18 protein-coding genes and 1 pseudogene are annotated in these 21291 nt (G+C 63.0%); 8 read left to right on the top strand and 11 right to left on the bottom strand.

Annotated features, from left to right (window positions below; all coding sequences use genetic code 11):
- Positions 1-103 precede the first annotated feature (103 nt).
- On the bottom strand, positions 104-994 hold the full coding sequence (gene serB / locus ACQCSU_RS01815; RefSeq protein ID WP_426977919.1) for a phosphoserine phosphatase SerB: 891 nt from the start codon (positions 992-994) through the stop codon (positions 104-106).
- 64 nt (positions 995-1058) lie between these two features.
- On the opposite strand from serB, the gene ACQCSU_RS01810 reads away from it, so the two are divergent.
- On the top strand, positions 1059-2810 hold the full coding sequence (locus tag ACQCSU_RS01810; protein WP_426977918.1) for a helicase-related protein: 1752 nt from the start codon (positions 1059-1061) through the stop codon (positions 2808-2810).
- A gap of 153 nt (positions 2811-2963) precedes the next feature.
- Here ACQCSU_RS01810 and ACQCSU_RS01805 read toward each other — a convergent pair whose 3' ends face one another.
- The 6 genes from ACQCSU_RS01805 to ACQCSU_RS01780 all read right to left on the bottom strand — a co-directional run bounded on the left by ACQCSU_RS01805 (position 2964) and on the right by ACQCSU_RS01780 (position 11143).
- Entirely contained in the window at positions 2964-4241 is a 1278-nt protein-coding gene (locus tag ACQCSU_RS01805) for an MFS transporter (RefSeq protein ID WP_426977917.1), read from the bottom strand.
- A 110-nt stretch (positions 4242-4351) separates the two neighbouring features.
- Complete coding sequence (locus tag ACQCSU_RS01800) at positions 4352-5122, bottom strand: SDR family NAD(P)-dependent oxidoreductase (protein ID WP_354241343.1); 771 nt, start codon at positions 5120-5122, stop codon at positions 4352-4354.
- Positions 5119-5400, bottom strand: a complete 282-nt coding sequence (locus ACQCSU_RS01795; protein WP_426977915.1) for a hypothetical protein — start codon at positions 5398-5400, stop codon at positions 5119-5121. The genes ACQCSU_RS01800 and ACQCSU_RS01795 overlap by 4 nt, the downstream gene beginning before the upstream one ends.
- Positions 5397-7394 carry a hydantoinase B/oxoprolinase family protein gene (locus tag ACQCSU_RS01790; protein ID WP_426977914.1) on the bottom strand — a complete coding sequence of 666 codons (1998 nt, stop codon included), beginning with the start codon at positions 7392-7394 and terminating at the stop codon, positions 5397-5399. The genes ACQCSU_RS01795 and ACQCSU_RS01790 overlap by 4 nt, the downstream gene beginning before the upstream one ends.
- Before the next feature lie 2 nt (positions 7395-7396).
- The gene (locus ACQCSU_RS01785) at positions 7397-9517 is read right to left on the bottom strand and encodes a hydantoinase/oxoprolinase family protein (protein WP_426977912.1); all 2121 of its coding nucleotides are present in this window, start codon (positions 9515-9517) and stop codon (positions 7397-7399) included.
- Positions 9518-9664: 147 nt separating this feature from the next.
- On the bottom strand, positions 9665-11143 hold the full coding sequence (locus ACQCSU_RS01780) for an aldehyde dehydrogenase family protein (protein ID WP_426979909.1): 1479 nt from the start codon (positions 11141-11143) through the stop codon (positions 9665-9667).
- A gap of 192 nt (positions 11144-11335) precedes the next feature.
- Between ACQCSU_RS01780 and ACQCSU_RS01775 the strand changes: the two genes are divergently transcribed.
- Both ACQCSU_RS01775 and ACQCSU_RS01770 read left to right on the top strand, forming a co-directional pair.
- Positions 11336-12124, top strand: a complete 789-nt coding sequence (locus tag ACQCSU_RS01775; RefSeq protein ID WP_426977910.1) for an IclR family transcriptional regulator — start codon at positions 11336-11338, stop codon at positions 12122-12124.
- A 164-nt stretch (positions 12125-12288) separates the two neighbouring features.
- On the top strand, positions 12289-13038 hold the full coding sequence (locus ACQCSU_RS01770; RefSeq protein WP_426977908.1) for a class II aldolase/adducin family protein: 750 nt from the start codon (positions 12289-12291) through the stop codon (positions 13036-13038).
- Between the two features lie 559 nt (positions 13039-13597).
- Here ACQCSU_RS01770 and ACQCSU_RS01765 read toward each other — a convergent pair.
- Positions 13598-13801, bottom strand: a complete 204-nt coding sequence (locus ACQCSU_RS01765; protein WP_055802320.1) for a cold-shock protein — start codon at positions 13799-13801, stop codon at positions 13598-13600.
- Between the two features lie 464 nt (positions 13802-14265).
- Between ACQCSU_RS01765 and ACQCSU_RS01760 the strand changes: the two genes are divergently transcribed.
- The 5 genes and pseudogenes from ACQCSU_RS01760 (at position 14266) to ACQCSU_RS01740 (ending at position 18060) form a co-directional block, all read left to right on the top strand.
- Entirely contained in the window at positions 14266-14490 is a 225-nt protein-coding gene (locus ACQCSU_RS01760) for a hypothetical protein (protein WP_426977906.1), read from the top strand.
- Between the two features lie 33 nt (positions 14491-14523).
- A complete protein-coding gene (locus tag ACQCSU_RS01755; RefSeq protein WP_426977904.1) occupies positions 14524-14835 on the top strand; it encodes a histone-like nucleoid-structuring protein Lsr2 in 312 nt (103 codons plus the stop codon).
- A 117-nt stretch (positions 14836-14952) separates the two neighbouring features.
- Positions 14953-15429 carry a hypothetical protein gene (locus ACQCSU_RS01750; protein ID WP_426977902.1) on the top strand — a complete coding sequence of 159 codons (477 nt, stop codon included), beginning with the start codon at positions 14953-14955 and terminating at the stop codon, positions 15427-15429.
- 262 nt (positions 15430-15691) lie between these two features.
- A pseudogene (locus ACQCSU_RS01745) lies at positions 15692-16941 on the top strand (IS256 family transposase).
- 93 nt (positions 16942-17034) lie between these two features.
- Entirely contained in the window at positions 17035-18060 is a 1026-nt protein-coding gene (locus ACQCSU_RS01740) for an IS30 family transposase (RefSeq protein ID WP_426977901.1), read from the top strand.
- A gap of 185 nt (positions 18061-18245) precedes the next feature.
- On the opposite strand, the gene ACQCSU_RS01735 is transcribed toward ACQCSU_RS01740, so the two are convergent.
- The 3 genes from ACQCSU_RS01735 to ACQCSU_RS01725 are packed head-to-tail and all read right to left on the bottom strand — an operon-like array spanning position 18246 to position 21271.
- A complete protein-coding gene (locus tag ACQCSU_RS01735) occupies positions 18246-19826 on the bottom strand; it encodes a Na+/H+ antiporter (RefSeq protein WP_426977900.1) in 1581 nt (526 codons plus the stop codon).
- Between the two features lie 57 nt (positions 19827-19883).
- The gene (locus ACQCSU_RS01730; protein WP_354244887.1) at positions 19884-20246 is read right to left on the bottom strand and encodes a nuclear transport factor 2 family protein; all 363 of its coding nucleotides are present in this window, start codon (positions 20244-20246) and stop codon (positions 19884-19886) included.
- Positions 20243-21271 carry an aldo/keto reductase gene (locus tag ACQCSU_RS01725; protein ID WP_426977899.1) on the bottom strand — a complete coding sequence of 343 codons (1029 nt, stop codon included), beginning with the start codon at positions 21269-21271 and terminating at the stop codon, positions 20243-20245. The genes ACQCSU_RS01730 and ACQCSU_RS01725 overlap by 4 nt, the downstream gene beginning before the upstream one ends.
- Positions 21272-21291 lie beyond the last annotated feature (20 nt).

The following is a 21291-nucleotide window of genomic DNA, read 5'->3' as shown; positions in this document are numbered from 1 at the left end:
TGGACCTGGACGGGAGTCTTCTGCAGCCTAGGCCCGGGGTCATCCGTGAGTGTTGCAACAACCCGTGGATTTCGCCCTGCCCCGGCCCTTGACTTTGCCCGGTTCAGACCCCGGCGATGTACCGCACTGCGTCGAGATACGGCATGTTCACGACGGCGTCCGCGACGGCGCGGACGGCCGGCTTGGCGTTGAACGCGACGCCGATCCCGGCGGCCCCCAGCATGTCCAGGTCATTGGCGCCGTCGCCCACGGCAATGGTGTGCTCCAGCGGGATTCCTTCCGCGGCGGCCCATTCACGCAGGTACTTTTCCTTGGCCGCCCGGTCGATCACATCGCCGAGCACCTTCCCCGTCAGGGCGCCGTCCACGATTTCGAGTTCATTGGCGATCCAGTAGTCCAGCCCCAGGCCTTCGGCGATGGGTTGCAGGATCTGGTTGAACCCGCCGGAGACCACTGCCACGACGTGGCCGGCGGCCTTGAAGGCGGCCACCAGCTCCGCCGCGCCGTCGCTGAGTTTCACTTCGGCCCGGACCGAATCGACGACGTCGGCCGGCAGTCCGGCGAGCACCGCCACCCGGGCGTGGAGGCTCTGGGCGAAGTCCAGTTCGCCGCGCATGGCGGCCTCGGTGACAGCCGTGACTTCTTCGCGTTTTCCGGCGTGGGCTGCCAGGAGTTCAATGACCTCCTGCTGGATCAGGGTGGAGTCCACATCCATGATCAGGAACTTCCGCGGGGCATTCCGGAGCGAGGCCGGCACGATCGCCGTATCCACGCCCTCGATTGCGCCGGCCGCCACCCGGCGGAGTTCCGCGAGCTCCGCGGCCGTCCCGGACTCCAGTGAGCAGTCCGCCGAGTACACCTCGAAGCGGCCGTCCCCGGTGCGGCTTTCCGCGTCGACGCTCACGCCGGCTGCGGTGAGCGCGGCCCGGAGGCGCTGCACGTCGGAAAGGCGCAATTTCGGGGCATAGCTGACCGCAGTCACGTTCGAACTCATGGCTGCAATCCTAGCCAGCGCCCGGCCGGCGCCCGAATTCGTTTCGCTGCGGCGACTTCCCTGAATGGAGATGTTCCACACCTTCGCGGACGTGAAAACCGCCGAGGACCTGAAGCTCCCCATCCCGGCCCTTGCCGCGCGGGACGGGGACGGGCTGCGGCAGCCGAACATGCTGGCCGTGGAACCCGGCCCTGAACTGCGCGGGTATATCCAGGACATCGGTCAGCGGGTGGACCGCATCCAGCAACGGCTGGTGGACTCCGAGGAAGACAACATGCTCAAAGTCTCCTCGGACGGCCGCAAAGCCGCCCTGGACATGAGACTTGTGGACCCCGCGCTGTTCCAGGGCGGGCCCACCAAGATCAGCGCCACCGCGGACCTGCTGGCCGGCGTGTACGAGGAACACAAGGACCGCATCTACACCGACCCGGGAACCGGCGAACCGGACCCGGTGCCCGGTGCGCTGCAGCTGGTCTTCTGCGACTTCGGCACACCCTCGGAGAAGTGGAACGTCTACGGCGAACTCAAAGACCAGCTACGCCGCCGGGGCGTACCCGAACACCTGGTCCGGTTCATCCACGAAGCCAAAAACGACACCGAGAAGGGCCGGCTCTTCGCCGCCGCCCGCTCCGGGCAGATCGCCGTGCTGGTCGGGTCGACCTCGAAAATGGGCGTCGGCACGAACATTCAAAAGCGAGCCGTGCACCTGGTGGACCTGGACGCCCCCTGGCGGCCGGCCGACGTCGAGCAACGCCACGGCCGCATCCTGCGCCAGGGCAACCAGAACCCCGAGGTCCGCATCTCCCAGGTCGTGACGAAGGAATCCTTCGACTCCTTCATGTGGCAAGGGCTTGAAAGGAAGTCCCGGTTTATTAACCAGATCATGCGCGGCCGCCTGGACGTGCGCGAAATCGAGGACATCGGGGACAACACCCTGAACTTCGCCCAGGCCAAAGCCATCACCAGCGGCAACCCTCTCGTGCTGGAAAAAGCCGTCGCGGACCAGGAACTGGCCCGCCTGAGCCGGCTGGACCGGGCCTACCACCGCAACATGGTCGCTGTCGCCCACACCAAACGCGGCGAACAATCGGCGGCCGACGCCGCCGCCCAGGACCTGCCCCTGATCCAGGCAGCAGCGGCGCACACCGTAGACACCAGCGCGGACGCCTTCACCGCCCGCATCGACGGCAGGACTCTGGACAACCGGGGAGACGCCGCCGAAGCGCTCCGCGCGTGGGCCGGGCGGCACGGTCACCGGCTCATGAACCTCTACGGCCATGACGAGCTCGGCACCATCGCACACCTTGGCGGCCACGAACTCCGCGCCCGCCTCATGCCAGCCCGGGACCTTGACCGGGCCACCGTCGAAGTGCGCATCGAAGGAGTGCCCAGGGCAACCACACACATCGCCCGCAGGAGCCTGCTCTCCGCTGATATCGGCACCATCCGGCAGCTCGAAAACAGGGTTTCCTCACTGCTCAAGCTGGCGGCCGACGTCGAAGGACGACGCCAGGAAGCCCTCTCCCGCGTCGAACAGGCAGAGAAGGCCCTCGCGGAACCCTTCAAGCACGCCGACGCCCTCAAAGCCGCCCAGGGGGAATCCGCACGCATCGACCGGCTCATGGCCGACGCCGCAAAACCAGAGGAACAGCCACAGGCCGAACCCGCAGCCGAGACCGACCCACGGCTGGAAAAGATGGAACGACTGCAAAGAGCGTCATTCCCTCAACAGCCGGTCACGGCGGCCGCCACGACCACAATCGCCCGGCAGCGGACACCCGAACAGCGCCGGCAACAAGCCGAGTACGGGCGCTGAATCATCTCCCGGCACACGGAAGCCCTGCATAGCCAAAAAGCTATGCAGGGCTATACCGCGGGGGCTGTGCCGTTAGGGAGTGCAAGGAGTCAGTACTATCAATTTGATATCAGGCCAGTATCACAACGGTATTAGGCCGCAACCAACGACGCCTTAGTGCGTCGAGGAGTCCAGCGCCGGTTCCGCGTAATTCCGGGAATCATCCTGTTCGGTTGTCTTGGCGGTGTAGGTGAAGATTCCGGCGAACAATGAACAGGCAGCAAACAGCAGGAAGCTCCAGACCGCGCTTCCTCCGACGATGTAGCCGATGATTACGGGGCCAACGATTGCCCCGATTCTTCCCCATCCCAGCGTGGCGCCCAGCGCCCTCGCGCGGAGCCAGAGCGGGTAGGTCTGGTCCACCGTTGTGTTGATGGCGATGAGTCCGCCCTGGGCAACGCCACCGGCCAGGAACGTAAGCGCGAGTAGGACGGGCTGCGAGGGAGAGGTCAGCATTACGGCTAGGACAACGGCTCCCACCGCGTAAATCCCCAAGACGGCTTTACGTCCGTCCATCCGGTCGGCTATCAGGGCGAAAAGAAGCGACCCGATGGCCGCGCCGGCGAACATCGTCACCTGGAATGTCAGAGACGATCCAAGGTCAAACCCGCTGCTGCGCATGATTTCCGGTAGCCACGTACCCAGCCCATACCACAGCAGCAGGCCCAGAAGCGTCGCGGTGATGAACAGGACGGTCATGCGCCGGCGGCGTCCATACAAGCCTGAAGACCTCGCGGCTAGTTGTTCCTGGGGTACCGTCGCCGCCTTCGTGTCGGGTAGAACCAGCCAGGACACAATGATGGCCAGGACAACCAACGGCGCCGGTACCAGGAACATCATTTCGGCACCGATGATCGGGATGAGCCATTTAGAGAGCAGGGCGGCGAGCATGCCGCCAAGGGGAACAGCGGTGAACATGGCCGCGTAGGTGAGCGTCCGCCGCTTAACGGGGGCAACGCTCAAAGTCAGGGTCGTGCAGACCGGGAGGACACCGCCGAGACCAACACCCATGAAAACCCGCAGTAGCGCCAGCATCCCTGCATTGTCCACAAAGGCGCAGAGGGAGCCGAAGACGCCGAACAGGAGCAAGCACCCGACGACAACTGCACGGCGTGAGTACTTCATGGTTAGACCGCTGGCGCCCAAGGCACCCAGCAACATTCCGACGAAGGCAGCACCGCCTACGTAGCCGGCATTCTGGGGCGACAGATCCCATCCCGGATCGCGCAGAAGAACGGGCAGCACTGAACCGTACACCGATTGATCGTAGCCTTCGAGGATGACGACAAGGGCGCAGGCAGCGATGACAGCCGTGCTGGACCGGGATCTGTGAGTTTCTCGGCTTGGGGCTTGAGATAACACGGTATTGCTTCTTTCTGGAGGGCCCTTCATCACTGGACTTCAGACTTGTGATGGGGGCGATGCCCGTTCTGAATCAGGGCGCGGCTGATGGCGGGATGACGCTGTAGCGGGATTGACCTGCATTCGCAGGTTGCCACGGCCTAGCGGTGGACCAGTCCTCCGTTGACGGAGATGGTCTGGCCCGTGATGTAGCTGCTGTCATCAGAGAGGAGGAAAGCGGCAAGGCTGGTCATGTCGTCGGGACCGGCTGTGCGGTGCAGAGCCTGGCGAGCCATCATTGCCTCTTTCTGGGGCGCGGAGACGGTGTCCCGTGATACTTCTGTGTAGACCGGCCCCGGTGACAGGGTATTGACCCTGATGCCGAATTCGCCCAGCTCATGGGACATGGAGAAGGTCATGCCTGCTACCCCGCCCTTGCTTGCGACGTAATGCAGATAGCCCTGTCGTCCCATCGCGACGGCATCGGATCCGATGTTGATGATGCTCGCCCCGGCTGAGGCACGCAGCAGCGGCAGGAGTGCAGTGGTCAGCAGCCAGGGGCCCTTGAGGTTGACGTCCATGAGCCGGTCCCATTCGTCTGTGGATATTTCCCAGAACGGCTTCATGGTGATGGTCGAGAAGATGGCGGCGTTGTTGACGAGGCCGTCGACGCGGCCGAATTCCTTGGTCAGCGACTCGGCAAGTTCAGCGCAGCTGTTGGCTGAGGCGACGTCGATTGCGTGGGCGATGGCTTTTCCTTGGTTGCCGTTCTCGTTGAGGGCCGCTGCTGCCTTTTCTACGCTGTCCGTCGCACGGTCGGCGAGGACGACCGTTGCGCCTTCGTCCACTAGCCGGCGCGCGTAGGCCAGACCGATGCCTTGTGCCGCGCCGGTTACGACGATGACCTTGCTGGCCAAATCTGTGTAGCTCATGAAAGCATCCATTCCCTGTATGTTTTTTCGTCTGCGGGGGCAATCTCGGTGGAGAGGCACACGAGGCAGCCGGGGCAGAAGCTCTGCCTGATGACGATCGGTCGGTCGGTGAAGAGTGCCGGGTCCGCCTTCACGCCAGGGCCGGCGGCGCTTGAGGGGCGTTCATTCCGGATTGCGCGGGTCATGGGTGCTTGGACCGAGTCGCCGACCGTGGCCCCGCAGTGGCGGCATCCGACGGTGCCTGCGTCGGTCACTTCCAGGTTCGTATCGATGTTCATGCCGGTGCTCCAGTCTTTGCTTCGTGGTGGGACAAGCCGGCGCGTTCGAGCCGAAGTGTTTGCCGTTGGCGGGTGGTGGCGTCAAAGTCAACGGTGCCGGTTTCGTCGACGGCCACGCCGTAGACTCCGATGGCGGCCCGTTGTGAAACCTTGCCCTTGAGCACGTCGGCTGCCACATTCTCCGGTTCGCGCAGCAGCGGGTCGCCGAGGCCGCCGCCGCCCTGCCAGTGTGTGTAGTACACGTCCCGGACGCCCAGATCGGTCTCGAGGTGCGGCGGCACCGTGTGGGCTTCACCTCCAAGGTCTTCCAGGGATGAGGGCATTTCACCGGCTTTGAGTTGTTCCAGAACATGGGATCCGCGCACGAGAACGTCGTACTGGGTGGCCGCGGGGTATCCGCCGGCCAGGCCCGGCGCCTGGGGCACCGCCTTGCCGGGGGCTGATACAACCATATGGACCGCTCCGACTGGTGAGTCATGGGGGATGAAGCAGCTTGAGCCACCTACACCGCCGCGGTATTTGCCTGGTCCACCGGAGTCTTCTTCTTCGCGGCGCCAGAGGTACAGAATCGGGAAGCTGAACTCGTTGATTTCGACGTCCGCGACCCTGCCCATGGGGATGCAGTTCACGCCGCCGGTGTCGACACCGTCGCCGTCGACCTTGGCGCCCAGACCCCCGGCCATCGCGTCGCAGAGCATGGTGACAAAGCCGCCGCCGCGTTGGTCGACGCCTGCGAGAACGGTCAGGTCCCAGGATCCGCAGCACACGCTCATCAGGTGTTCGGAATGCTCCGGGTGCGTGGAGAGCATGCCCGCGATGGTTTCGGAGACTGCGTTTTGAGTCGACCAGGCGGAGGCGACCGAACCCTTTCCGATTCCCGCCGGGAAGGTGCAGTTGTTGATGGTGCCGGGTTCGCTGATGATCTCGATGGTGCGATAGATCCCGCCGGGTGCCCAAGGGATGTCCGGGCAGAGCATGGTCAGCATGACCGGCATGATCCCTCCGCGCAGGCCGGCCAGCGTGCAGTTGATGATGCCCTCTACCTGCGGATCGGTGCCGGTGAAGTCGAAAATCAGCCGGTCACCCGTCTTGGTCATATTCAGGACAATCTTGTAGACGTTCCGGTCTCCCGCGCGCCCGCCGTCCTGGTGGGCCACGGCGCCCCAGGTGCCGTCCGGGAGATCCAGGAGTTTGGCGCGGAGCCTTGACTCGGCATCATTCATCATGCGTTTCATGACGGCTTTGACGGTGTCGGGCCCGTATTTGTTGATGAGCGCGGTCAGCCGGTCGTGTGCGACGTTATTGGCCCCGATCTTGGCGCGCAGATCCAATGCCACGAGTTTGGGGACGCGGGAGCGGCGCAGGTAGACGTCTTCGACATCGGCGCGGACGGCTCCGTTTTCGACGATCTTGACCGGCGGTGTGGGCAACGACTCCCAGAACACATCCATGCCGTCGACCGACCAGCTGCCCGGAGAGACGCCGCCGAGGTCGACCTGGTGCGCCACTGCGCCGGTCCAGCCGAAGAGCTCGCCGTCGTGGAAGAGCGGTGCGAGGACCGTGACGTCGTTCTGGTGCAGACCGCCGCCGACCCAGGGATCGTTGCACAGGAACATGTCGCCGGGCTTGATGCCCGGGTTGGCGCTGCGGTTCTCCAGCGTCCACTTCGCTGCCATGTCCAGTGAGGCTGCCAGCTGCATGTTGTACAGGCCGACCTGGACGGTGTCTCCGGCCTCGTCCATGATGGCGGCACCGAAGTCGTTGCAGTCGGTCACGACGACCGATCCGCTCATCCGCTTGATCGCATCGCCCATCTCCTCGGTGATGGCCGCCAGGCGGTGGCGTACGACTTCGTAGGTGAGGGGATCCAGGCCGTCCACCGTCTCGTCGTCGACGATGTGGAGGGGCAGCGAGCCGATGCTGCGCTGATCGGCGCGGAGCGGGGCGGGCTGAAGTGCGAACTTTTCAGACCCGGAAATGGGAACGATAGGCATAATCAGTTCTCCTTGTCAGTTGTCGAAGCGGTGGCGTAGCGGATGACGAGATTGCCCAGACGGTCGACGGTTGCGGTCGTGCCTCGGGGCAGGGCAACCGTGGTGGTCGCTGCTTCCACGACGGCCGGTCCGGAGATTTCGTGGCTCGCGCCCAGATCGCGGTAGTCGTAGATGGCGGCCGGTTCGAGGCCGTTGACGATGTCCAGGAAAACGTCCCGTGTCCCTGTTGGCGCCGGCGGAGTGTTCAGGACCGGATGTTCGGGAAGTTCCGGCCGGATGTGCAGTGAGCCGACGGCCCGGACCCGGTACGTGATGACCTGCAGTCCGGCGTCGCGGAAGCCGGAGCCCTTTCCGTAGATGTTTTCGTAGAGCTGTTCGAACCGTTCCCCGACCGCTTCGATCTGGCCTGCGTCAAGGGTCCCGGAGGGGACGGGCGTTGAGACCTCGGCCATCTGCATCGTGTATCGGATGTCGGCCTCTCGTTCGTAGTTGATTTCGGAGAATTCCAGCCCCTGGTCGATCAGGCGTAAGCGGAGCTCCTCCTCGAGCCCGGCGAACGTTTCGTTGACGAGGTCGACATCCGGCGGGAAATTGTGCGGCTGCGAGCGTTCAATGGTCAGAACGATGTCCGACGCGGCGAGGCCGTAGGCGGAGAACACCGCCGCCGTCGAGCCCAGGGGAACCACGACTTCCTTGACGCCAAGGTCTGCCGAGTAGCTGGCGGCATGGACCGGTCCCGCTCCACCAAAGGAATACAGGACAAAGTCTCGGGGATCCTGACCGGAGTTGACCACGACCTTGCGGACGAGGTCTGCGGTCTGGGCATTTTGAATGGCATAGATGGCCTGGGCCGCGTCGGTCACCGACAGGCCCAGCGGCTCCGCGATGTGCTTCCGGATGGCCTCGGCCGAGAGCTCCCTGTCCAGCTTCTTACGGCCGCCGAGGAAGTTGTTCGGGTTGACGATGCCGAGCACCACGTCCGCATCCGTGACGGTCGGTTCGAATCCGCCTTCGCCGTAGCAGGCCGGTCCGGGCCGTGCGCCGGCGCTGCGGGGCCCGACGCGGAGGTTGCCGCCGGCGTCGACCCAGGCAATCGCCCCGCCGCCTGCACCGATCGTGTGCACGTCCACCATGGGGGTGCTGATGGTGTACTGGTTCAGGACGGTGCTCGTTGTCGAGACGGGCTTGCCGTCCGAAACCAGCCCGACCAGGAACGTGGTGCCGCCCATGTCGGTGGAGATGACGTTCCGGTGTCCCAGAGCTGCAGCCATACGGGTACAGCCAACGATGCCGCCGGTAAGGACCGAGCCGATCGTGGATACGGCGTGTTTGGGTGCCTCATGCGAGGACACGCAGCCACCGGATCCCTGCATGACGAGCAGGGAGCCTGCGAACCCGCGGTTTTTCAGCTCCTGTTCGAGGGGGCGCAGGTAGGCACCCAGCCTTGGACCGACCTGGGTATTCATGATGGTGGTCGCGCTGCGGGCGTACTCGCGGATCCGCGGGCTAACCTCGCTGGAGAGCGCAACGTACATATCGGGCTGTTCCTCGTGGACGATTTCGCGGATCCGCAGTTCGTGCGCGGGGTTGCGGAAGGACCAGAGCAGGGAGACGGCAATGGCTTCGACACCGTCGGAAAGCATCTGACGGACCGCCGTCCGGACCCCGGACTCGTCCAGGGGAACGAGCACCTCACCCTTGTAGTCAATCCGTTCGTTGATCTCATGGATCAACTCGGAAGGAACAAGTGGTGCCGGCTTGGCCGTTCGCGCCATATCCTGGACCTCGTCGGTACCCAGACCCGCGTACCGTCCCTCCAGATTCATGATCGAAATCGAATCGCCGTGACCCCGGGTAGTCAGGAATCCGACCTTGGCGACGTCTCCGGTCACGAGCGCGTTCAGCGTCGAGGTCGTCCCGTGCACGATGTAGTCGGTGTCGCCAAGGAGCTGGGACGTCGTCAAATCCAATTCCACCGCGAGATCGTCAATGGAGTTGAGGAACCCCTGAGCAAAATCCGGTGGTGTTGAAGGCGTCTTGGCTGCCGCGATCCTGTCCTGGTGGTCGGCGACAAAAGCGTCGGTGAAGGTTCCGCCGGTGTCGATGCCGATGACATATGTCATGTGAATTCTCCCGAAACGATAGATGAATGCCGTGAACTCAGTCACGGCGAAGGGTGATCAGGTGTAGCTGTACTGGTGCTGGCGCCGCTGACGCCGGCCTGCAGGCGAAGCCCGGAGGGTGCTCTGACGCGGGGGTCTGGTGCAGGGTTACAGCATGATGTTTACGGTCTTAAGCTCGGTGTAGCTCAGCAGTTCTTCGATGCTTTCTTCACGGCCGATTCCAGAAGCCTTGTACCCGCCGTAGGGAACATTCGGGAAGTGGCGGGAGGATCCGTTGATCCACGTGAATCCGGCTTCCAGTTCACCTATGACGCGGTGCGCGCGGGTGATATTTTCGGTCCAGACGCTGGCCGTCAGGCCATATTCGACGCTGTTGGCGATTGCAATGGCTTCTTCCTCGGTGCGGAAAGTCATGATGGACAGCACCGGGCCGAAGACTTCCTCGCGGGCTATCCGGGTTTCCGGGCCCACGTCAGCGAGAACAGTGGGGGAGACATAGAAGCCCCGTTCGAACCCGTCTGGCCGGCCCCCGCCCGTCAGTACGGTCGCACCCTCGGACTTTGCGATCTCGATGAAGTCGAGTGCTTTTTGGTACTGGGCGCGGGAAATCATCGTGCCTTGGTCGCATGTTTCGTCCAGCGGGTTGCCGATCGTGAGCGCGTTGACGATCCTGACCACCTTGGCGGTCACCTCATCGGCCACGCTCTCGTGCAGGAGGAGCCGGGAATTTGACCCGCAGGATTGCCCTGACCAGGTGAAGTTCATTCCAGCGACGGCGCCGGCAGCGGCCTTCTCCAGATCGGCGTCGGGGAAGACCAGCATGGCGTTCTTTCCGCCGAGTTCGAGTGTGACCTCCTTGACGCCCGCCTCTGCGGCATCGCGCTGGATCGCCCGGCCCGTGGCCTCGCTGCCGATAAAACCGATCCGGCGCACCTTTGGATGCCGTACGATCGCACGCGGGACCTCGGGGCCGTTGCCGACCAGAATGGACAATACGCCCTCGGGAAATATGTCAGCAGCGAGCTCTCCCAGGCGCAGGGAAGACAGTGGTGCGACGTCGGGGGCTTTGAGGATCACACAGTTTCCCGCGACGAGCGGTGCAGCAACCTTGCACGCAAACATCAGCGGGTGATTGAAGGGCACGATGCGTGCCACGATCCCGATGGGCTCACGGAGGGTCATATGGATGTTGCTGCTGGCAGGAATGGTCGTCCCCTTCATCTCCAGGGCAAACGATGCGAACATCCGCAGGTTAGCTACCGCCATGGCAACGTCGTTGCGGGCATTGTTGATAGGAGAACCCGCATCAATCGCATCCAGGAGAGCAAGTTCTTCCGCATGTGCCTCGATGGCGTCGGCAAGGCGCTGCACCATGGCCGCGCGATCGGCCGGTATTGTCCTGCGCCAGGCCTTTCTCGCCGCTTCTGCGGCAGTGACAGCCGCTTCCACGTCATCAGTTCCGGCGTCCGGAACCTGCGCGATTACAGTTTCGGTCACCGGGCTCAGAACCTCATATGAGGCGCCCGACAGGGCTGGAACCAGCCGGCCGCCGACCAGAAGCCGGAATTGGCGGTTGAGCACGGCCTCAACCTTGGACGGTATCAATTCGTCTGTGTGTGTGGTCATCATCATTGATGGAGCCTTTCCAAATTATTTCCCTCCACGGTGGCCTTCGTCGGCAGAACGCAAGGGGGTGTTTTCAGCGACAGTTTGCGCTACAACCGCTGAAATTTGTGGCCGGATTTCCCTCGCCATTGCTTCGTCAACCTGTGTTTCAACGCTATGTGACCGCAACCACAGAGGCTCTATGATTCTTCTATGAAGAACAAACCGCCGTATGCTCTGTCCTCGGTGGATAACGCGCTGGTGCTTCTGCATCTGCTGCGCGACCAGGGTCAGCTGGGTGTCACAGAGGCCGCTGAGGCGCTGGGCGTGGTGCGGTCGACCGCTCACCGGCTGCTTTCCATGCTCGTCTACCGCGACTTCGCCATTCGCGATGAGTCACACAAGTACCGACCCGGCCCGTCACTCTTCGTATCGGCTGTTGAGCACAGGCCCACGTCGGAACTGACCAGAATCATGTTGCCCCACATGCACGCTTTGCGTGATCGCAGCGATGAGTCTGTCCAGTTGTCCATCCGCAGCGGACGGTGGACGCGGTTCATCGCGACTGTCGAATGCACGCAATATCTTCGGGTCGGGGACCGCCGGGGAACTGTGTTGCCTGCACGTGCCGCCTCGGGAGGCAGGGCCCTGCTGGCAGAACTAGCCGACCAGCAGCTGCGCGACCTCTACTACGTCGGCGAAGAGGCCGACGCGGCACCGGACGATGAGGCCCGACTTTCGCAGGGGGAGTGGAACGCGCTGGCCCACTCACTGGCACTGATACGGATGAAGGGATATGCCGTCAGCCTCCCGGACACGGAACCTGGGGTGCGAGCTGTGAGTGTGGCCCTGCACAACGAGATCGGGGACGCGGTGGGTGCCCTCTCCATCGCGGGGCCCACGAGCCGCATGAACAGCGGAACGATCGAGAAGTTGGGCGCCGATTTGTTGGCCGTCGCCCAACGGGCCACCACCGGCCTTTCCGGGTATCGGGAGACTTGAGCCGGGGAAGTCTGACTCACAGGAAGGCTCCTACCTGATCTGTTCCTCATAGAAGAATCCTCTCGAATAGAAGAAGCGGGCGGCGCATTCTTGATCGAAGCAAAGTGCAGCCTGACAGACAGCGGCCGAGGGTAGAAGCCAACTCACTGAGGAGAAACTGGAAGATGAACAGCGGAACTGCAATGAAGCAGGAAAACACGAGCCGGGCCGTGCAGCTGGCCGACCTCGTTGACGCCAATCACATATTGTTCGACCAGGGCGTACTGGACGCGTTCGGTCATGTCAGCACACGCGCCGCGGACAGGCCCGACAGGTTTCTTCTTTCCCGAAACCTCGCCCCGGCGCTCGTCAGTGAAGACGACATCCTCGAGTTCAATCTCGACGGCGAAACCCTGGATCCGCGACCGGTATACCTGGAACGCTTCATCCACGGCGAAATCTACAAGGCCCGTCCTGACGTGCTGGCCATCGTCCACAGCCACTCACCGGCCGTGGTTCCATTTAGCGTCGTAGACACCCCGCTGCTGGCAGTTATGCACATGGCCGGCTTCCTCGCCAAGCCAACACCGGTATTCGAAATCCGGGACGTAATCGGCGACGCATCAGATCTGCTCATTCGAACGGCCGAATCCGGCCAGGCCCTGGCGACGTCCCTGGCACAATCACCCGTCCTGCTGATGCGTGGCCACGGTTCAGTGGCCGTCGGAACATCACTCAAGGATGCCGTCTACCGCGCCATCTACACCGAAATCAATGCCAAGACCCAAGCAGACGCGCTCCGTCTGGGATCCTGCACATATCTCACGGAGGAAGAAGGGCAGGCTACTGTCTCGACCATGAGGTCCCAGATCGAACGAGCTTGGGGAATCTGGCGAGCGGGAGCCCGTACGCGAGTGCAATTCGCGAATGGGTAGTCCGGGCCCGGAACCTGGGAACTAGAACAGTCTGCATCGCTGCTTGCTTGGAAACGAAGGATTTCAAGAACAGGTTGATTCAAGAATCGTGGTGCCTGCCGCGCACAGCTGCACACCGGCGCCGTTCCGTGGGAAACCATCCTTGCGACGACAATCGCCAGCCAAAGGCCCTGGTTCTCATAAATAGTTCTCGAAACTGTACAGTCGAGCTGGGAGGCTATACGAAGAGTGTCAGATTGAACCCTGAGACCCCTGCCGCCGGGTGTCAAGAAACCAGAAAAGCGACCCTAGCCTGACTCGATTGCCCGCCGCCGCCCTGACGTCCGGTTGGGGTATGCCCGTCGTTTTCAGAAGTCGTTTGCACCGAATGTCGGAAACGCCTCTCGGATCGGCCAAACGGGGTTCAGACAAACCCCGTTTTTCCCGATCCGACAGGCATTCTCCGTTTAAACGCCGCTGCAACCTCAACCCGGTCGGCGGATCGAGGCTTAGCGGGTGGACCCGCGGACACAGCAAGAGACTGGCCGGCCGCATCGGCTGGCCAGTCTCTCGTGGACTGCTAGAGCGGCTGGATGTTCTCAGCCTGGGGGCCCTTGGGGCCCTGGGTGATGTCGAACTGAACCTTCTGGTTCTCGTCGAGCGAGCGGTAACCGCTGGATGCGATTGCCGAATAGTGTGCGAACACGTCAGCGCTTCCGTCGTCAGGGGCAATGAAACCGAAGCCCTTTTCGGAGTTGAACCACTTGACAGTACCTGTTGCCATGCTTGATTTCCTTCACGGGTCGCTGGGCGGTTCCGCTTTTCGGAATACCGTCCCCGCCACTCACATTCACGAGCCTATGTGCGATCGTTTGCAGGGGCAACAGTTGGCGTCAAAAGCGGAAGTTGCCGAGGCGGCCCTGGTATCATCTGCGGTCTGAAGGGCCGAAAGTCCTGAGTGCATGGCCGCCAGAAGAGCATATTGTGGGCAGGGGCCGGCGGGGACGTCATAGTGCGGCGCATTCCGGACCGGGCGACATTCAGGGAGCCCCGTTCTCCAGTGTCCAGATTGGAGCCCGCCCCATGCCCGAATCAACGGAACCAGCCGCCTCAGGCGAGCTCGAGCCGCGTCACGGCCAGACCGGCCGGACGACAGGTGGCGGGCCCAACCGCTTCGGCTTCGACCCGAAACTCTGGCCACCGACCTAACCGGGCAGGTAGCGGCTCGATTCCGCACCCAGGTGGGGCATGACTACTGACACCGCGCTCCGGGACGAGCCCCCACTGACCATGAAGGACCTGGCGAAGCAGTACCGCACGGTCCTGCCGGCCAGGAGCTGCGCCGTGATCCGCGTCGACGGTAAGGGCTTCTCCAACTACACGAAGGGCCTGCCGCCAGTAACCTCATTCGCTGGCCCCGGCGTGGTTCTAATCCTCATATTCGTCGGGATAGCCGCGGCAATAAACAGGTAGGTGATCGTTTCTACTGGGCAGTAGACTTGTGAAATGCGTCGCACAATTACAGTCCTTGAAGATGACCTCGACGGCTCCGAGGGAAGTGCAACGGTTTTATTCGCCCTGGACGGCGTTGAATACGCCATCGACCTCAATGAGGCTCACGCGGACGAACTGCGTGAAGCCCTCAGCCGCTTCACCAAGGCTGCCCGTAAAACTGGTGGACGGGTCCGCACCTCCCGGCCCGGCGCCTCCAGTGCCAGTGACATCCGGCAGTGGGCGCTTAGCCAGGGCCTTCAGGTCAATAGCCGCGGCCGGATTCAGGCCGACATCGTGGAGAAGTACCACGCAGCTGAGCGCTAGGAGCGAAACATGGCAACGTGTCCGAATTGTCAGCGGGACCTGCCGGAGGATAGCAAGTCCGGGCGGTGTCCCCACTGCGGTCATGCCTGGGCGGGTGTGCCACTTGAGGGCGTGGGCATGCCCGATGTTGCGAAAGTGGAAGTGGGCTACGGAGTTCAAAAGTCCTGGCTGGAACAATGGGGTCAGGTCGAACGCTCCTATAAGAAGGTTCAGAATCTCTATGCGGGCACCGTCGACAATCAAGAAGCGCTGACGACGGTAAAGGATTTTTTCATCCACAGCTGGCATCTCGGCGACTGGCTCAAAAAAGACCCGGAGATCAGTGTCAAACATGAAGACATAGGCACCTTGTTGCAGAGCGAACCTGACCTGCAGATATGCAATGCCTTCGCAAACACGTCTAAGCATCACACCCTCGACCGCGCCAACGCCATGAGTGCCCGCGTTAGCTCGGTAGTGACACAGCCGCAAGGGCAGGTGACTATCGAGATTTCAACAAGCAGTGGCACGGAAACCCGTGACGCCTTGGAACTTGCCACGAGCTGCATGGGTATCTGGCGAAAGTTCCTGCATTCCCACGGCCTCAGACCATAGACCGATGTCAGCCAGGAGGCTGATGATTCCGACCGGCTGACACCGGCTCCCTTCAGCGCAGGACCGGCAAAAGCGCAGCCACGAAATGCAGAACCAGGGGAGGAACTCATCGAGGTTCCGGCCCTGATTCTTCTATTGCTGGTTACGTCCCGTGGAGTGGTGTAGTTCCCGGCTTCTGAGTATCGGATTCCCGACGTGAAGAGCCATCGTGCGATGGTCAGTGAGTACCGATCAAAGAACTCACAAAGGACACAAACACACGATGGCTCTAGACCAGTCTGCCCTGCTCGACCTGCTTGGACAACTGAAGCTCACCGACGTCTCGGACCGGATCCGTGCCGCGACCGAAACGCTGTACCAGCAGCTCATCGAGGCCGAGGCGACCGCGTTCATAGGCGCCGCCCCGTTCGAACGCACCGAGGCACGGACCACCCAACGCAACGGGTCCCGGCCCAGGACGTTGACGACCACCGCCGGGGACCTGAACCTGAAGATCCCCAAGCTGCGGAACGGGTCGTTCTTCCCGGCCCTGCTTGAGCGCCGCCGCCGCGTCGACCAGGCCCTCTACGCGGTCGTGATGGAGGCCTACCTGCACGGGGTCTCCACCCGCAAGGTCGACGACCTGGTCAAAGCGCTCGGGGCCGATACCGGGATCTCCAAGTCCGAAGTGTCCCGGATCTGCGAGGACCTGGACCACGAAGTCGGCGCGTTCCGGGACCGCGACCTCTCGGCCATGGACTACCCGTATGTGTTCCTGGACGCCACCTACTGCAAGGCCCGCGTCGGGCACCGGGTGGTGTCCCAGGCGGTCGTGGTCGCCTTCGGGGTGGCCGCCGACGGACGCCGGGAAGTCCTGGGCTTCGACGTCGGCGACAGCGAGAACGAGGGATTCTGGACCGCGTTCCTGCGGTCGCTGAAGACCCGCGGGCTGGACGGAGTGAAGCTGGTGATCTCCGACACGCCCACAGCGGCTTGAAGAAAGCCATCGGGACGGTGTTCCAGGGCGCGGCCTGGCAGCGCTGCCGGGTGCATTTCATGCGCAACGTGCTCTCGACCGTGGCCAAGGGATCCCAGGACATGGTCGCCTCGATCATCCGCACCGCCTTCGCCCAGCCCGATGCCGGGCACGTCAACACCCAGTTCGACGAAGTCACCCGGATGCTTCTCAAATCCCACCCGAAGGTCGCCGCGATGCTCGGCGACGCCCGGGACGACGTGCTCGCGTTCACCGGGTTCCCGGCCAGGCACTGGCGCCAGATCTGGTCCACGAATCCCATGGAACGGGTCAACAAGGAAATCAAGAGGCGGACCGACGTCGTCGGGGTCTTCCCCAACCCCGCGGCCCTCCTCCGGCTCGCCGGCGCGGTCCTCGTCGAGCAACACGACGAGTGGGAAGCCGGGGACCGCCGCTACCTTTCCGAGGCCTCCATGGCCGAACTCAAGGCAATGAACACGGCACCCGCCGAACCGGTCGAGGAGGCGATTTTGCTCCCCGAACTCACTGCAGCATAATCAGAGAACTGACCCGCACGGTGTCGAGGCAAACTCCACCACTCAGCGGGACGTAACCAGGACGAACGCATCTACATTGCCGACCGGTTGCTGGTGCGGGCGAGTCTTCAATCCATCGCTCGTGATCTTGGGCGGTCGCCGTCCACAATCAGCAGGGAGTTGGCCCGGAACCGCCCCGACTCACGTCGCTATCATCCGTTCCGAGCCCAGAGAATGGCACAAAAGAGAAAGCCCAGGCCAAGGCTGGCCAAGCTTGCTATAGATAACGAGCTGCGGCATTACGTTGTGGGGTGTCTGTCGAAGCGCTGGAGCCCTCAGCAGGTCTGCCGAGCCCTGAAGCAAAGGTTCCCAGAGCAAAAGCACCGGCATCTCGCCCATGAAACGATCTACCGGGCGCTTTACCATTTGAGCATCCGTCCAGTTCCAACTGGATCTGCCCGGCTGCTGCGTTCGGGCAAGTTCAGCAGGCGGCCGAGGTCCCGGACCAAGGTCAAGCCACGCCAGTACATTACCGATGCTTTAAAAATCGGTGACCGCCCAGCCCACATCGCTACCAGGGAAGAAGCCGGCCACTGGGAAGGTGACCTCATCATGGGGAAGGGCAACAAATCAGCGATAGTGACGCTCGTTGAACGCTCTTCCCGACTCCTCGTCGCCTTTGCCCTCCGCCCGGGAAACAGGTCCGATAACATGCGTGACCAGCTCATTGAGGCGCTCGGGGTTATGCCGGTCACCTTGCGAAGGACGTTGACCTGGGACCGGGGATCAGAGATGGCCAAACACGCCGAGGTCACCGCCGCCCTGGGGACGCTCGTGTACTTTTGCGATCCGGCCAGCCCGTGGCAGCGTGCATCGAACGAAAACGCCAATGGCTTGCTCCGTCAGTACTTCCGGAAGGGAGATGACCTAAGCACGGTTGAACCGGCAGATGTCTTGTTCGCCGCTCAGGAGATCAACAGCCGGCCACGGGCTGTCCTGGATTGGTCAAGCGCGTCCGCAAAGTTCGCGGCTTATCATGCCGCCGCGGCCAAGTTAGATGACCCTCCACGGGTGCAGAATGTGGCTGAGCCGGCAGACACATCGACCCTCCCCGCCAGGAGGGCAGTCTTGGAAGGCTAGGGTTCCGAGGCAGTGAAGTTTCGAGACGGGTCCAGAGGCTGAAAATAGAGATAACCGATTGAAGACGGCGCCGGAATCTTGCCCGGGCCGTCGCAGGTCCCTTCCTCGGCCGTTTCAGTCGGTGCAGTTCTCGATACAACCTTCTTGCGATCCGTCGTTTGCAAGAACAAGAATCTTCGGAATGATCAGTCCACCATTTCGACTCCGGTGAGGCGTTGTTCTTCGACATCGAGCCTGGTCTGGATTCTCCGGGCGACGGTGTCATCGACCGTGCCCGCCAGCCGGAGTTCGAGAAGTACCTCCCGCTTCCGCTCGAGGACGGCTTGGCGGAGGGCTGTTTCTTCCTGGCGCGACTGTGTAGTCCCCAGCGGATCGGATCCTTCCTTCAGCGCCTGCGTGACCGATAGGTGGGACCGATACTCGGCCGCCACGCGGCCGTGGATGTCCGCGCTGGTCCCCAGTTCCTGGGCGATTTGATCGACGGCGGTAACGGCGGCGGAGGCAATGGCAAGTTCGGCCACGCGGAGCTCTTCCTCCTCGGGTTCGTCGGGAAGCTTGGCCCACCGGACGACTATGGGAAGCAGGGGGCCTTGGACGAGCATGGTCAGCACGATCACGCCGGCGCTGATGAAGATGATGTCGTCGCGGCCCGGGAGTGGAGTGCCGTCATCGAGTGCCAAGGGCACGGACAGGGCTATTGCCAGCGAGACTGCTCCGCGGAAGCCGGCGATGGAGCTGACGATTCGTGCCCGGTAGGTCATCCTGCGTCCGCGTTGGGATGGGCGCCGGTCCAGGACCCGGATGACGGCGACGCTCACGGTTTGGAACACGAACCGGATGATGATGAGCGCCAGCCACACGGCAACTGTGGTCAGCAGAAGCCGGCCCACATCGCGGGCATCGATCTCGTGCATGGCGGCCTGCACCTCGAGGCCGATGAGGACGAACAGGGCACCGTTGAGGAGGTAGGAGCCCAGAGGCCATGCAGATTCGGTTTGGCGGCGCGATGCTGCCGTGCTGATCCGGCCGGAGGTATAGGAGATGATCAGCCCCGCAGCAACAACGGCTAGCACTCCGGAAGCGTGAACGGCTTCGGCGAGCAGGAAAGAGGCAAAAGGGGTGATCAGCAGGGCGATGTTAGTAATGAGCGGGTCGCGTACCCGGACCAGGAGCAGGTAGGCCGCAGTCGCCACCAGGATGCCCGCGACCGCCCCTCCAACATAGGAGAGGGCGAATAGGCCAGCGATATTGACCGGGGTGTAGCTACCGCCAAGGGTCGCGCCAACGGCAATTGCGTAGAGCACCAAGGCTGTGCCGTCATTAGTCAGGCTCTCTGCCTTAAGCAGCATAAAATTCCGGCGTGGCAGCATCCGGCCCAAAGCCGCAACGGCTGTCGCGTCCGGAGGAGCGAGGGCGGCACCGAGGATAAGGGCAGTGTTCCATGGCAGGCCGAGGAGGTGTGCCACTCCCGCGACGGCGAGGGCGGAGGCGACAACCAGCAGCGTGCTGAGCAACACGATGCCACGGAGGTCACGCCGGATGGACCGGAGCGAGGTGGTCAGGCTTTCCCAGAACAGCATCACCGGCAAGAAGACCAGCAGCACCGTCTCCGGTGGCAGCTCAATCTGCCGCACCTGCGGAACCAGGCCGAGGAGGAGGCCGAAGACCAGCAGCAGTAACGGTGCGGCGACTCTGAGCCGGGGAGCCAGGATCGCGCCGGCCAGCACGGTCATGCCCAGGAGTACGACGGTTTCCAGGCCCTCCATGGCATCTCTTTTCAATATGGTGGTCTATTGCCCGCGTCTGAACGCGGGTGTGTCCTGTTACCAGGTTGATGCGACCGTGCGTGTGATGACCCAAGTGTCTCCGCGGGGCTCGAACCAGGAGCGCAACGTGAGGCGCCAGGTGGCTCTGGAACCCCAGATCGTGGCGTCGGTAAGCGTTCGGGCGCTCAGCGCGGGCACGGTCCCATCCCTGCTTCGGGTGGCCTCGACCGTTTCCATCCGGTGGTACTGCATCTCGCCGGATTCAATCGCTTCCAGCCATTCCGACCTCGACTGCACATATCCGGTCATGTGGGTGAGGGTGAATCCGCTGGCAAGGATGGAGCCCAGTTCTGCCAGGTCCCCGGCTACCATCGCCTCGAACATGGCCTCATGAAGGGCTTCAATGGCCTCATTGGTCATGGTCGTGTCTGTCGTCGTGCCTGCGCTGTTAGTTCGTGCGCGCCGTAGCTGTTGTCGTCCGGGTTGACGGTCACACCGGGGGCGACGAGCTTGTCGATGCGGTCCAGAACGTCGCTGGACAAAGTGATGTCGGCCGCCGGCAGGTAAGACTCGAGCTGTTCCATGGTGCGTGGTCCCACGATGGCGGAGGTGACGCCGGGGTGGTTGATCACGAACGCGATCGCCAGTTCAATCAGTGTCAGCCCGGCCTCTTCGGCCAGAAGAGCCAGGTCCTCCACGACGTCGAGCTTGCGCTGATTCGCGGGGCTGGTCAGGTCGAACCGGGCGCTCGGGCGGGCACTTGACGTGGGTGCGGATGCGGAGTCCTTGCGCCAGCGGCCGGAGAGCCAGCCGCCGGCCAGCGGGCTGTAGGTGAGGGTGCCCATTCCGTGCCGTTGGACCGTGGGGAGGATGTCTTCCTCGATGCCGCGGACGAGGATCGAGTAGGGCGGCTGTTCTGTGACGAACCGTTCCAGGTTCCGTTCCCGTGACGCCCATTGGGCTTCGACGATCTGGGATCCGGAGTAGGACGAGGATCCGATGTACCGGACCTTGCCCTGGCGGACCAGGTCGGTGAGCGCGCCGAGGGTTTCCTCGACGTCCGTGTCCGGGCTGGGCCGGTGGACCTGGTAGAGGTCGATGTAGTCGGTGTTCAGCCGACGCAAGGAGTTCTCCACCTCCCGGATGATCCACCGGCGGGAGCCGCCACGCTGGTTGGGGTCATCCTGGTTCATGGGCATGAAGAACTTGGTGGCGAGGAAGACGTCATCGCGCCGGCCTTCCAGCGCTTGCCCGACGATCTCCTCGGATACCCCGCCGGAGTAGACGTCCGCGGTGTCGACGAAATTGATCCCTGCATCAAGGGCACGGTGGATGATGCGGATGCTGTCAGCGCGGTCCTCGTTACCCCAGGGGCCGAACATCATCGCACCCAGGCACAGGGGACTGACTTTGACTCCGGTGCGGCCAAGCGAGCGGTATTCCATGCTGGTTCCTTCTCTCCGGT

The organism is Pseudarthrobacter sp. O4 (assembly GCF_050157025.1).
GTDB lineage: Bacteria > Actinomycetota > Actinomycetes > Actinomycetales > Micrococcaceae > Arthrobacter.
This window is presented reverse-complemented; position numbering and strand designations above follow the sequence as displayed.

Coding starts and splice junctions, on each gene's coding strand:
- ACQCSU_RS01735 (WP_426977900.1), bottom strand. CDS start 19,826: ATGGAGGGCCTGGAAACCGTCGTACTCCTGGGCATGACCGTGCTGGCC.
- ACQCSU_RS01805 (WP_426977917.1), bottom strand. CDS start 4,241: ATGAAGGGCCCTCCAGAAAGAAGCAATACCGTGTTATCTCAAGCCCCA.
- ACQCSU_RS01770 (WP_426977908.1), top strand. CDS start 12,289: ATGAACAGCGGAACTGCAATGAAGCAGGAAAACACGAGCCGGGCCGTG.
- ACQCSU_RS01765 (WP_055802320.1), bottom strand. CDS start 13,801: ATGGCAACAGGTACTGTCAAGTGGTTCAACTCCGAAAAGGGCTTCGGT.
- ACQCSU_RS01775 (WP_426977910.1), top strand. CDS start 11,336: ATGAAGAACAAACCGCCGTATGCTCTGTCCTCGGTGGATAACGCGCTG.
- ACQCSU_RS01760 (WP_426977906.1), top strand. CDS start 14,266: ATGACTACTGACACCGCGCTCCGGGACGAGCCCCCACTGACCATGAAG.
- ACQCSU_RS01790 (WP_426977914.1), bottom strand. CDS start 7,394: ATGCCTATCGTTCCCATTTCCGGGTCTGAAAAGTTCGCACTTCAGCCC.
- ACQCSU_RS01800 (WP_354241343.1), bottom strand. CDS start 5,122: ATGAGCTACACAGATTTGGCCAGCAAGGTCATCGTCGTAACCGGCGCG.
- ACQCSU_RS01785 (WP_426977912.1), bottom strand. CDS start 9,517: ATGACATATGTCATCGGCATCGACACCGGCGGAACCTTCACCGACGCT.
- ACQCSU_RS01730 (WP_354244887.1), bottom strand. CDS start 20,246: ATGACCAATGAGGCCATTGAAGCCCTTCATGAGGCCATGTTCGAGGCG.
- ACQCSU_RS01780 (WP_426979909.1), bottom strand. CDS start 11,143: ATGACCACACACACAGACGAATTGATACCGTCCAAGGTTGAGGCCGTG.
- ACQCSU_RS01750 (WP_426977902.1), top strand. CDS start 14,953: ATGCCCGATGTTGCGAAAGTGGAAGTGGGCTACGGAGTTCAAAAGTCC.
- ACQCSU_RS01755 (WP_426977904.1), top strand. CDS start 14,524: ATGCGTCGCACAATTACAGTCCTTGAAGATGACCTCGACGGCTCCGAG.
- ACQCSU_RS01795 (WP_426977915.1), bottom strand. CDS start 5,400: ATGAACATCGATACGAACCTGGAAGTGACCGACGCAGGCACCGTCGGA.
- ACQCSU_RS01810 (WP_426977918.1), top strand. CDS start 1,059: ATGGAGATGTTCCACACCTTCGCGGACGTGAAAACCGCCGAGGACCTG.
- serB (WP_426977919.1), bottom strand. CDS start 994: ATGAGTTCGAACGTGACTGCGGTCAGCTATGCCCCGAAATTGCGCCTT.
- ACQCSU_RS01725 (WP_426977899.1), bottom strand. CDS start 21,271: ATGGAATACCGCTCGCTTGGCCGCACCGGAGTCAAAGTCAGTCCCCTG.